The organism is Lysobacter enzymogenes, assembly GCF_023617245.1.
GTDB lineage: Bacteria > Pseudomonadota > Gammaproteobacteria > Xanthomonadales > Xanthomonadaceae > Lysobacter > Lysobacter yananisis.
Genome location: NZ_CP067396.1, coordinates 210,618 through 222,899 on the forward strand (window position 1 = coordinate 210,618; position 12,282 = coordinate 222,899).

Annotated in this window: 8 protein-coding genes; 7 read left to right on the forward strand and 1 reads right to left on the reverse strand. The window is 69.1% G+C overall.

The genetic code is table 11. The features are described 5' to 3' along the window. Positions 1-25: 25 nt before the first annotated feature. The 4 genes from JHW41_RS00880 to JHW41_RS00895 all read left to right on the forward strand — a co-directional run bounded on the left by JHW41_RS00880 (position 26) and on the right by JHW41_RS00895 (position 3,356). Complete coding sequence (locus JHW41_RS00880) at positions 26-496, forward strand: GNAT family N-acetyltransferase (RefSeq protein WP_250448708.1); 471 nt, start codon at positions 26-28, stop codon at positions 494-496. Between the two features lie 224 nt (positions 497-720). Continuing rightward, on the forward strand, positions 721-1,560 hold the full coding sequence (locus JHW41_RS00885) for a TorF family putative porin (RefSeq protein WP_250448709.1): 840 nt from the start codon (positions 721-723) through the stop codon (positions 1,558-1,560). 37 nt (positions 1,561-1,597) lie between these two features. After that, positions 1,598-1,936, forward strand: coding sequence for a P-II family nitrogen regulator (locus tag JHW41_RS00890; RefSeq protein WP_057949583.1), 339 nt, complete (start codon positions 1,598-1,600; stop codon positions 1,934-1,936). Between the two features lie 121 nt (positions 1,937-2,057). After that, positions 2,058-3,356: an ammonium transporter gene (locus tag JHW41_RS00895; protein WP_250451329.1), complete on the forward strand. Its 1,299-nt coding sequence runs from the start codon at positions 2,058-2,060 to the stop codon at positions 3,354-3,356. A 178-nt stretch (positions 3,357-3,534) separates the two neighbouring features. On the opposite strand, the gene JHW41_RS00900 is transcribed toward JHW41_RS00895, so the two are convergent. After that, positions 3,535-5,076: a 2OG-Fe(II) oxygenase gene (locus JHW41_RS00900; protein WP_250448710.1), complete on the reverse strand. Its 1,542-nt coding sequence runs from the start codon at positions 5,074-5,076 to the stop codon at positions 3,535-3,537. Positions 5,077-5,872: 796 nt separating this feature from the next. Between JHW41_RS00900 and JHW41_RS00905 the strand changes: the two genes are divergently transcribed. From JHW41_RS00905 to JHW41_RS00915, 3 genes are all read left to right on the forward strand, one after another. Beyond that, entirely contained in the window at positions 5,873-7,270 is a 1,398-nt protein-coding gene (locus tag JHW41_RS00905; RefSeq protein WP_250448711.1) for a S8 family peptidase, read from the forward strand. A 545-nt stretch (positions 7,271-7,815) separates the two neighbouring features. Continuing rightward, a complete protein-coding gene (locus tag JHW41_RS00910) occupies positions 7,816-10,500 on the forward strand; it encodes a TonB-dependent receptor (RefSeq protein WP_250448712.1) in 2,685 nt (894 codons plus the stop codon). Positions 10,501-10,702: 202 nt separating this feature from the next. Then, complete coding sequence (locus JHW41_RS00915; RefSeq protein WP_250448713.1) at positions 10,703-12,268, forward strand: sodium/sugar symporter; 1,566 nt, start codon at positions 10,703-10,705, stop codon at positions 12,266-12,268. The last annotated feature ends 14 nt before the right edge of the window (positions 12,269-12,282 follow it).

A 12,282-nucleotide genomic window follows, 5' to 3' on the forward strand; every position in this document is an offset into this window, starting at 1 on the left:
CTTGCAAACGCAGGAGCGGCGACCGATGCAGATCCGACCGATGCAGATCCGCGAAGGCCAGCTCGACCGTCCCGAAGTGATCGCGCTGCTGCGCGAACACCTGCAGGGCATGGCCGAACTGTCGCCGCCGGAAAGCATCCACGCGCTCGACCTCGACGGCCTCAAGCATCCGCGCATCAGCTTCTGGAGCGTGTGGGACGGCGGCGAACTGCTCGGCTGCGGCGCGCTCAAGCAGTTGGATGCGGAGCACGGCGAGATCAAGTCGATGCGCACCGCCGACGCGCACCGCCGGCGCGGGGTGGCCGCGGCGATGCTCGAACACATTCTCGATGAAGCGGCGCGGCGCGCGTACCGGCGAGTGAGTCTGGAAACCGGCTCGATGGATGGATTCGGGCCGGCACGCAGCTTGTACGCGCGTTACGGCTTCGGTTACTGCGGACCCTTCGCCGATTATCGCGACGATCCCAACAGCGTGTACATGAGCAAGAAGTTGTAACCCGCACGGCCCGAAGCGAACGCTTCGGGCCGTGTTCGTTTGGGCGGCTTTCGATTTCGACTTCAACCAGGAGAACGCGCACGACGGGCCAAGTCCGCCGCGGGGGCGGCTTGTTTCCGAAAACGGCGAGAACGACGACGAAGCGTTCCGCCGCATCCCGCACGAGAGCTTCCATCGCGAAGCAATGACCGGGGAGGGGCCACTGCTTATGAGGAGCCTGCGTCATGTCGTCTCACACCAGCGAAACCACCACCGATGCCGTCGCCATCACGGCGTCCCGCGTCAGGACGACGCCCGCACACGCTCCGAAACAGAAATACGCATCGCGACGCGCGCTGCTGGCGCTGGCGCTCGCCTGCGCGGCGGCGCCGGCGTTCGCCGGTACCTCCGGCTCGATCGGACTGACCACGGACTACCTGTTCCGCGGCGTCTCCCAGACCAACCAGAAACCGGCGCTGCAGGCCGGCATCGAGTATGCCCACGACAACGGCTTCTACGCCGGCGCCTGGGGCAGCAACGTCAGTTGGCTGTCGGACACGGTCGTCGTCGGCGACGACATCTCCAGCAGCCTGGAGCTCGACGGATACCTGGGCTATCGCGGCAAGGCCGGGGAGATCTTTTCCTACGACGTCGGCGTGCTGACTTACTACTATCCGGGCAGCTATCCGTCCGGCTTCAACAGCCCCAACACCACCGAGGTGTATCTGGGCGGCACGCTCGCGCCGAGCGAGACGGTATCGATCGGGCTCAAGTACTCGTATTCGGTCACCGACCTGTTCGGCTACGCCGATTCCGACGGCTCGGGCTATCTCGACGCCAGCCTCAACTGGACCTTCCAGCCGGGCTGGGCGCTGAACCTGCACGGCGGCAAGCAGTGGATCGAAGGCAACAAGGCCTTCGAGTACACCGACTGGAAGCTCGCCGTGACCAAGAGCTTCGACAACGGGTTCTCGGTCGCCGCGGCCTACAGCGATACCGACGCCGAGAAGGCGCTCTACACCAACGCCCACGGCAACTTCCTGGCCGACAGCGCCTTCACCCTTACGTTGAGCAAAGCGTTCTGACGCCGCGCCGCACACCCGCCTACACAGGAGCTGCGAGATGAAACTGATCATCGCGATCATCCGCCCGTTCAAGCTCGACGAAGTGCGCGAAGCGCTCACCGAAGTCGGCGTGTCGGGCATCACCGTCACCGAGGTCAAGGGCTTCGGCCGGCAGAAGGGCCACACCGAGCTGTACCGCGGCGCCGAGTACGTCGTCGATTTCCTGCCCAAGCTGAAGATCGAATGCGCCGTGCCCGACGGCCAGCTCGACGCGGCGCTGGAAGCGATCCAGAACGCCGCGCGCACCGGCAAGGTCGGCGACGGAAAGATCATCGTCCTGCCGGTGGAGAACACGGTGCGCATCCGCACCGGCGAACTCGACGACGACGCGCTGTGACGAGCCCTTTGACTACGGCCTGCGAGAGATTCCCATGAAGTACGCGAAGACCTTCGACGACCGCTCGCGCGAGCGGATGTGCAAGACGATGTTGTGGACCGCGCTGCCGCTGGCGGCGCTGATGGCGTTCGGCCCGGCCCACGCCGAGGACGCGGCGGCCGCGGCCGAAGCGGCCAAGCCGGTGGTCGACAAGGGCGACGTCGCCTGGATGCTGACCTCGACCCTGCTGGTGCTGTTGATGACCGTGCCCGGCCTGGCGCTGTTCTACGGCGGGCTGGTGCGCTCCAAGAACGTGCTGTCGGTGCTGATGCAGGTGTTGGCGGTGTTCTCGCTGATCGTGCTGCTGTGGGTGACGTACGGCTACTCGCTGGCGTTCGCCGGCGGCAACGCCTTCATCGGCACCTTCGACAAGCTGTTACTCAAGGGCGTGGACAAGGACTCGCTGGCGGCGACCTTCACCGCCGGCGTAGCCCTGCCCGAGTACGTGTTCGTGGCGTTCCAGTCGACCTTCGCCGGAATCACCGGCGCGCTGATCGTCGGCGCGTTCGCCGAGCGGATCAAGTTCGCCGCGGTGCTGCTGTTCGCAGCGATCTGGTTCACCTTCGCCTACCTGCCGATCGCGCACATGGTCTGGTACGGGCCGGACGGTTATCTGTTCGCCAAGGGCGCGATCGACTTCGCCGGCGGCACCGTGGTGCACATCAATGCCGGCATCGCCGGCCTGGTCGGCGCCTATTTCGTCGGCAAGCGGGTGGGATACGGACGCGAGGCGCTCAAGCCGCACAACGTCACCTTCACCATGATCGGCGCGTCGCTGCTGTGGGTGGGCTGGTTCGGCTTCAACGCCGGCTCCAACCTGGAGGCCACCTCCGGCGCGGCGTTGGCGTTCCTCAACACCTTGCTGGCCACGGCCGCGGCGGCGCTGGCGTGGAGCCTGGTGGAGAAGATCGCCAAGGGCAAGTCGTCGATGCTCGGCGGCGCCTCGGGCGTGGTCGCCGGATTGGTCGCGATCACCCCGGCCTGCGGCACGGTCGGCCCGTTCGGCGCGATCGCCATCGGCGCCATCGCCGGCGCGGCCTGCGTGTGGGGCGTGCACGGGCTCAAGCGCCTGCTGCGCGCCGACGACGCGCTCGACGTGTTCGGCGTGCACGGCCTGGGCGGCATCATCGGCGCGCTGCTGACCGGCGTGTTCAGCGCGCCGGCGCTGGGCGGCTTCGGGCTCGGCGCGGGCAACGAGACCATCGCCGCGCAGGTCGGCGTGCAGGCGCTGGGCGTGGCGATCACGGTGGTGTGGTCGGGGCTGGTGTCGGTGGTGGCGTTCATGATCGTCAAGGCCGTGGTCGGCTTGCGCGTGGCCGAGGAAGCCGAGCGCGAGGGCCTGGACATCACCACGCATGGCGAGTCGGCGTACGAGAACTGAGTGGATGCCCCTCTCCCGTTCGCGGGAGAGGGGCGATGGCGCGTGTTGGCGTTGCGCCGTAGGCGTGGTGTCGCGGTCGCGGCTTGCGCCGCTCCTACAGGGGCTTCGGACTGTTCGATTCCGACTGTAGGAGCGGCGCAAGCCGCGACCGCGATACCCCGACTGCGGCGAAATCCGATCACCCCGTCCGCAGCACGCCATCGTAGCCGCAACTGAGCAACCGGCCGTCTTCCAGCAACAACGCATCGGTAGCGAAGTTGTCGTGCCGCCGTTCGTCCAGCAGCGTCCCGTCGCGCGTCCACACCCGCACCCGCCCATCCTCGCCGCAACTGACCAGGCGCCCGTCGCCGAGCCAACGCACCCGTCGCACCGCGGCCTCGTGCGCGGGCCAGTCGCGCTCGCACCGCAGCGCGCCGTCGACGGCGTACGCGAGGCGGACTCGGCCGTCGACGCCGGCGAAAGCGACGCGGGCGCCGCCTGCGTCCGCGCGAACGTCGACGCTGCGCAGCGGCGCGCCGCAATCGATGCTGGCCACGCGCTCGCCGCGTCGCGCATCCCACCACGCCAGTTCGGCGTCCTCGCTGGCGCTGAGCAGTCCCGAGCCGCCGAGCGCGCACAGCGACCATACCCAGCCTGCGTGCGCGGCCCAGCCGCCCAGCGGCTCGCCGTCGTCGCGCCACAGGGCGATGCGGCCGTCGGCCGCGCCGCTGGCCAGGCGGCCGTCGCCGAGCCGGGCCAGGCACAGCGCCGCGGCGTCGTGAGCGACCTCGCTTCGAAGGCAGCGCCCGTCGTCGAGGCTCCAGACGCGCAGGCAGCGGTCGCGCGATACCGTCGCCAGCCGCGCGCCCGGCAATTCGCACAGACCCAGCACCGACTGCGCGTGGCCGCGCAGGCGCGCGCGCTCGCGGCCGTCGCCGGACCACAGCCGCACCTGCGCATCGCGCCCCGCGCTGGCGATGCGGCCGTCGGCCAGGCGCGCCAGCGTCCACACGTAGCCGTCGTGGCCCGGCGCGAACGGCGCTTCGGCGTGCGTCGCCGGCGCAGCCTCGCGACGGTCGTCGATGCGTTGGTACATCAGATCGCTGCGCAGCAGGTGCTTGACGCCGGCGGTCACCGCCTCGCCGGCATGCCACAGCGCGTGATCGAACAGGATCAGCGTGCCCGCGCGCGGGCGCACCCGCGCCAGCGGCTCGCCGGCGGCCTCGCCGCCGCGGCCGGGGCCGCGCGCGTAGAACAGGGTGTCGCCGCCGACGAAGGCGTCGCCGTCGGTGAGGTAGATCATGAAGGTCAGGCGGCTGCGCAGGTCCGGGCCGCGGTGGTGCACGCCGTCCTGATGGATGTTGAAGCGTTGGCCGGGACGATAGCGGCACAGGCGCAGGCGTTCGTTGAGCGACGCCAGCCGCCAGCGCGTGCCGTCGGTGTCCGCGAGCTCGGCCGGCGCGTACTCGCGCAGGCGTTCGAACAAGCGTTGCGCCAGCGTCGGGTCGTCGAGCACCTGGCGGTCGTTGTTGCGGTAGGACGGCGGGTAATCTCCGCCGGCGCCGGCGAAACCGCGGGCCTCGGCGGCGGCGATCAGCGCCGCGCATTCGGCCGCATCGAGGACCCCGTGGATCAGCGCGCACGCGCCGAGCGAGGCCGGCAGCGGCCGTTCGATGGCGCGGGCAGCGGACGACGCGGCGTCCGCCCGCGAGGGCAGGAGCGTGTGGGCAGCGGCGTTCATTTCGATTCCTTCCTTCTGGTGCGGACTTGCGTCCGCGGCCGCGGCGATGCGCTCGGGTAAAACTTACTCCTGCGCGGGCACGGCGTCGAGATGGGGCTGCGGGGGGCGGACGGGACGCTGGCAAGCGCTGGGCTCGCGCGCGAACGGCGCCGGTCGCGTGGGCTTCGCGGGGCGCTTTCGTCGGTTGTCGCGGTATCTCGGTCGGCGTGGTTTGCGCTGCTTCTGCAAAGACGGCGGCGGTGTTGGTATCCGACAGCGCGAGCCGCGACCGCGGCGATGGAGCGACGACGCAGACAGCGAAGAGCGTCCGCGATCCTCGGGTCCCGTCCCGTTCGCGCAAACGGAAGCGAAGCCGCCAATGCGCAACGTCGCAACGCACCGCGAACGTCCAGCCGAACTGTTTGCGCACGTACGTTCGCGCGACAAAAAACGTCGCCAACCATTCCCGATTGGATAATCGTTTTCCGCAATCCAATCGCGCGCGCAGGCATCGCGACGCGCATCGCGTTCGTTCATCGCGTTGCCAAAACGCGCGCTGCGCATTCATGCGAACGTCGGCCGCGAGGATGCGCAATCCATGATGTTTTCGTCGAAGCCGATGTGACCGCAGGTGGTTTAGCGGTTGTCGAATAAATATTCCGCCCTAGGCTCCAGTGCGCGGGCATAGCGCTGCCCGCGCACCACGTCCGGACGCGCTCGCGCAACGCCGCACGCCCCACTGCTGGACACGCGAGAGGGACCAGGACGGTTCCGCCGCAGATCGCGGCTCATCGAAACCTCACGGGAGTTTCGCCTCATGTCTACGCAATCCACGCTCCGCCTCCGCCGGCACGTCCTGGCGGCCGCCGTCCTCGGCGTCATCGCCGCGCCGGCCTTCGCCTCCGACCGGGTCGATCTCAGCGGCCTGAAGGCCGACGCGCCGGTCGACGGTTTCCTGGTCACCTACGACGCCGGCGCGCCCAAGGCCGCGGCGTTCCAGCGCGATCTCGACATCGCCCTGGCGTCGGTCGGCCGCAAGGACCTGAAGATCCGGCACACCCGCACCATTTCCACCGGCGCCGAGCTGGTCGAAGTCAACCGCACGCTCGACGTGGTCGAAGCGGCGGCGCTGATGAAGAGCATCGCCGCCGATCCGCGGGTGAAGTTCGTCGAGCCCAACGCGCGCTTCTATCCCGCCTTCACCCCGAACGACACCAACTATCCGTCGCAGTGGGGCCTGCACGGCACCTGGGGCATCAAGGCCAACACCGCCTGGGACAACACCTATCAGGGCCAGGGCAAGATCATCGCGGTGATCGATACCGGCATCACCGATCATCCCGATCTGGTCGGCAACCTGACCTCGCCGCTGGGCTACGACTTCATCAGCAATGCCGCCACCGCCAACGACGGCGGCGGGCGCGACGCCGATCCGCACGATCCGGGCGACTGGACCACCGCGGGCCAGTGCGGCCTGGGCCAGCCGGCGCGCAATTCCAGCTGGCACGGCACCCACGTCAGCGGCATCGCCGCGGGCGTGACCAACAACGCGGCCGGCATCGCCGGCACCGCGTTCAAGGCCAAGATCCTCAGCGCGCGCGTGCTCGGCCGCTGCGGCGGCACCCTGGCCGACATCGCCGATGCGATCACCTGGGCGTCCGGCGGCACCGTCAGCGGCGTGCCCTCGGTCGGCGCCAACAAGGCCACGGTGATCAACATGAGCCTGGGCGGTGGCGGCGCGTGCTCGTCGACCTCGGCGATGCAGGTGGCGATCACCAACGCCTACAACGCCGGTACCACGGTGGTGGTGGCGGCCGGCAACAGCAACGCTCCGGCCTCGGGCTTCCAGCCGGCCAGCTGCGCCAACGTGATCAACGTCGGCGCGACGACCTCGGCCGGCGTGCGCGCGAGCTTCTCCAACCACGGTTCGCTGGTGGACGTGGCCGCGCCGGGCCAGAGCATCCTGTCCACGCTCAACGCCGGCACCACCACGCCGGGCGCGTTCAACTACGTCAACTACAACGGCACCTCGATGGCGGCGCCGTTCGTGGCCGGCATCGTCGCGCTGATGCAGTCCAAGCCGAGCCCGGACCTGAGCCCGGCGCAGGTGGAGCAGATCATCAAGAGCACCGCCTCGCCGTTCGCCTCGCCGCAGAGCCCGACCATCGGCACCGGCATCGCCAACGCCGACGCGGCCACCGACGCCACGCCGTAAGCGCTTCCCACCGCGGCCGCGCACGCCGCGGCCGCGGCCGGAGCATTGGTCGATGGCGATCCGCGGACTCCGGCTTCGGCCGGGGTCCGTTTTTTTGTAGGACCGGCCCGCGTCGGTGCGCACGTGCGCGATCGCGACGCCCCCGCGCAAGCGCCGTGACGCAGTGCGCAATCGTCGGCCGTATACGCCTGCGCGCGGCGCGCCCCGGGCAGGCCGGGCCCGCGCGCGCAAGCGCGACTTTGGTCCAAGGCGGGTTCTCGCCTGAACCCATCGAAATCGCCCGCGCGCGCCGAAAACGCCCGATTCGCGTGACCCGCATCACGCAAGCGCCGCACAGCCGTCCTGTCCCGCGCGCGCGTTCGATTTCCACGGAAATCGTGCTGCATTGCGGCATCGTGTCCATCATGTTGACAGCGCTGTCATAGCCGGGCTACAAGCTGGCCGCATCTTTCGGCCGGCTCCGCTGCAGGGGGCGCCCGCGCCGCGCCAACGCCAAGACAGACACGCGACCGGACTCGCCGCCGGCGCCGGGAGGGGATGTTGCGATGATCGTGGACAACCGTAGTTCGCGCCTGAGCGTGGCCATCGTGGCGGCCCTGCTGGCCGGCACCGCCGCCGCGCAGGAGATCGCGCCCGCGCAAGCCGGCGCCGCGCCGCCGCCGGCCGCCGAAGCGCGCGCCGCGCAGCGCGCCACCGACCTGGACTCGGTCATCGTCACCGTCGAGCGCCGCGCGCAGAGCCTGCAGAAGTACGCCGGCACCGCCCAGGCGCTGTCGCAGGACGACCTGCGCGGCCTGGGCATCAACAACGAACTGCGGCAGATGCAGGTGGCCGTGCCCGGCCTGAGCATCGCCAACCAGGAGGGCGCGACCGAGGTCTTCATCCGCGGCGTGGGTTCGTCCAACAACACCGAGCTCGGCGATCCCGGCGCGGCGCCGCACATCAACGGCGCCTACATCCCGCGTCCGCGCGGCCTGGGCGGGATGTTCTTCGACCTGGAACGCGTCGAGATCAACAAAGGCCCGCAGGGCACGCTGCGCGGGCGCAACGCGCTGGCCGGCACGCTCAACATCGTGACCAAGAAGCCCGAACTCGGCGGCGAATTCAGCGGCTACGTGCAGGCCGAGGCCGGCAACCGCGACCAGAAGGGCTACGAGACCGCGTTGAATTTCCCGCTCGGCGACTACGCCGCGCTGCGCCTGTCGGGCTATCACGTCGAGAAGGAAGCCGGGTTCAAGAACGTCGGCCTGTGGGGCCACCTCAAACCCGCCGGCCTCCAGGACGACAGCGCCGGCCGCCTGTCGTTCCTGTACGAGCCCGACGAGAAGCTGCAGGTGTTCGCGATGCTCGACGTCGGCCGCGAACTCGGCACCGGCTATCCGGGCGCCGGCGTGTTCCGCGCCGCGCAGGCCGGCTTCGAGCCGGACGACATCGACATGCGCGCGGTGGTCTACCGCGGCGTGCAGGGCAAGGTCGACAACAAACTGTGGGGTTTCCAGGGCCAGGTGCGCTACGACTTCGGCGCGGTCAACCTGGAGTACAGCGGCAGCTACCGCGATGTCGATTATTTCCAGATCAACGCCGCCGCCGACGGCAACAGCTGGCCGGGCCGCGATCTGCGCGAGCGTCCGCCGGGCGAGCCGGCGAGCTGGGGCGGGGTCGACTACGACAACTTCGGCACCAACTACCTGCAGGCGCGTTCGCAGTCGCAGACCCACGAACTGCGGCTGTCGTCCGACGACGACGCGCGTTTCCGCTGGACCACCGGCGGCTTCTACTTCCACGAGAAGCAGCAGGTCGGTTTCATCTCGCTGACCGACAAGGGCGCGTTCTACTCGGGCACCGAGTTCACCATGCCCGACGTCGACGGCCGCTCGTGGGCGGTGTACGGCGACGGCACCTTCGACGTCAACGAACGTTTCCGGGTCAAGGGCGGACTGCGCTACACCGAGGAACGCAAGTCGCGCGACGGCATCGGCGGCAACTGGACGATGGGCTTCGGCGGCGACGGCGGCGTGTTCCAGACCCGCCTGGGCACCGAGGGCTTCATGCCCGCGCTGCTCGACCGGCCGAGTTTCGACGTGACCGGCTTGACCAGCAACGCCGACCTCGCCCGCTTCCTGCTGCAGGGCATCCTGCGCGCCGGCGCGCGCGACACCATGCAGCAGCAGTTGGCTGGCATCGTCGACGGCACCCGCCCGAACGGCACCTGCATCGACCGTCCCGACATCGGCGGCAACACCGCGAACTGCCCGGCCGACGGCCAGCACAGCTTCATCGCCCTGGGCGTGCCGGCGGCGCAGCACGGCTCCAGCGCGTTCGAGTTCACCGACTGGCGCATCGGCGCCGAGTACGACCTCAGCGAACGCAACCTGCTCTACGCGACCGTCTCCACCGGCCACAAGGCCGGCGGTTTCAACGACAGCTTCGACGTCAACGTGATCCCGGAGACCTACAAGCCGGAGAAGCTGACCGCGCTGGAGATCGGCTCCAAGAACTCGTTCCAGTTCCTCGGCCGTCCCGCCAGCTTCAACGTGTCGGGGTTCTATTACGACTACGAAGACCAGGTGTTCCAGGACCTGAGCGTGATCGCGTTCAATCCCGACGGCGAGGCCAGCGGCTTCGCCCTGGTCAACCGCAACGTCGGCAAGTCCGAGCTGTACGGCGTCGAGGCCGAGGGCCGGTTCCGTTTCGGTGCCGGCTTCACCCTCGACCTCAACGCGCTGTACCTGCAGACCAAGATCAAGCGCGGCGTGGTCGCCGACGTGCGCAGCCAGGACTTCGGCAACGGCGGCATCACCTCGCAGATCGACCTGTCGGGCAACGAGTTGCCGCTGTCGTCGAAGATCACCTTCAACGCGCGCCTGCAGCAGGCCTTCGACGTGCCCGGCGGCAGTTTCGACTGGCAGATCCTCGCCGCGTATCGATCCGCGTTCTACCTAACCCAGTACAACAACCGCCCGGTGACCTTCCTGCGCGACACCGCCGGCACGGTCGACCGGATCGAGGATTCGGCCACGGCCGGCTTTCCCGATCGCCAGGACGGCTTCACCCAGATCAACGCCGGCGCCGGCTACACCACGTCTAACGGCGCCTGGCGCTTCGAACTGTGGGGCGCGAACCTGACCAACAAGGACGTGTCGCAGAAGGCCCTGGTCGGCTCGGGCGTGAACACGCGCTTCCTCAACGACGCACGCAGCTACGGCCTGCGCGTGCGTTGGAACTTCTGATGGCCACCGCACCGCGTCCCTGCCTCGCCGTCCCGCTCCGCGCGCGTCCCCACGGCGCGCGGGCGGGGCAGCGGGGTGTCGTCGCGGCGCCGTCGCCCGCCATTGCAATCGAATTCTTGCCCCAAACCGCCGTCCAGCCATGGCCAGCCCCGGGCGCGGCGGGTAGAACGGACGCAACCGCGCAATCCCGCCACGGAGCCGCATGAAACTCTCACTGCTCGACACCGCCATCGTCCTGGCCTACCTGGCCGGCGTGTTCGTCCTCGCCCAATGGGTCTCGCGCGAAAAGAGCGGCCACGAGAAGACCGCCAAGGACTATTTCCTGGCGAGCAAGGCGCTGCCGTGGTGGGCCATCGGCGCCTCGCTGATCGCCGCCAACATCTCGGCCGAGCAGATCATCGGCATGTCCGGCTCGGGTTACGCGTTGGGCCTGGCGATCGCGTCCTACGAATGGATGGCGGCGGCGACGCTGCTGGTGGTCGGCAAGTTCTTCCTGCCGGTGTTCCTGCGCAACGGCATCTACACCATGCCGCAGTTTTTGGAGGAGCGTTACGGCAACCGCATCCGCACCCTGATGGCGGTGTTCTGGCTGGGCCTGTACGTGTTCGTCAACCTGACCTCGATCGTGTGGCTGGGTTCGATCGCGGTGGCGCAAGTCACCGGCATGGACCAGATGCTGGCGCTGACCCTGCTCGGCCTGTTCGCGCTGGCGTACCAGCTGTACGGCGGGCTCAAGGCGGTGGCGCTGACCGACATCGTGCAGGTGACGCTGCTGGTGCTCGGCGGGCTGTTGGTCGCGGGGCTGACGCTGAGCAAGATCGGCGACGGCGCGGGCATCGTCGCCGGCTTCCAGAAGCTGATGGCGGCGCATCCGGAGCATTTCCACATGATCCTGCCCAAGGACAGCCCGCATTACGACAAGCTGCCGGGCCTGGGCGTGCTGCTCGGCGGCTTGTGGATCGCGCACTTGAGCTATTGGGGCTTCAACCAATACATCATCCAGCGCGCGCTGGCGGCCAAGGACCTCAAGGAAGCGCAGAAGGGCATCGTGTTCGCCGCCGCGCTGAAGATCGTGCTGCCGGTGATCGTGGTGCTGCCGGGCATCGCCGCGGTGGTGCTGTCGCCGGGGCTGGAGCGTTCCGACGACGCGTATCCGGCGATGATGGCGCTGCTGCCGCCGGGCGTGCTCGGCCTGGTGTTCGCGGCGCTGGTCGCGGCGATCGTGGCGTCGCTGGCGTCGAAGATCAATTCGGTGGCGACCATCTTCACCCTGGACTTCTACGCCAAGCGCCGCGTCGATGCGAGCGAGCGCCAACTGGTGCGGGTCGGCCGCATCGCCGCGGCGGTGTCGATCCTGATCGCCATCCTCACCGCGCGGCCGCTGCTGGGCGGCTTCGACCAGGGCTTCCAGTACATCCAGGAGTACACCGGCTTCTTCACCCCGGGCATCGTGGTGATCTTCCTGTTCGGGCTGTTCTGGAAGCGCGCCAACGAAGCCGGCGCGCTGGCGGCGGCGGGCGGCTCGATCCTGCTGTCGGTGTTGTTCAAGTACGTGGTGTGGACCGACATGTCGTTCGTCAACCGCATCGGCGTGGTGTTCCTGCTGTCCGCGTTGCTGATGGCCGCGGTCTCGCTGGCGACCGCACCGCCGGCGGCGCGCGACCGCATCCGCCACGACGGCGTCAGCTACGCCACCGCGCCGGCCTGGAACGTGGCCGCGCTGGGCGTGCTGGCGATCCTGGTCGCGCTGTACGCCGCGTTCTGGTGACGGCGCCGGCGCGA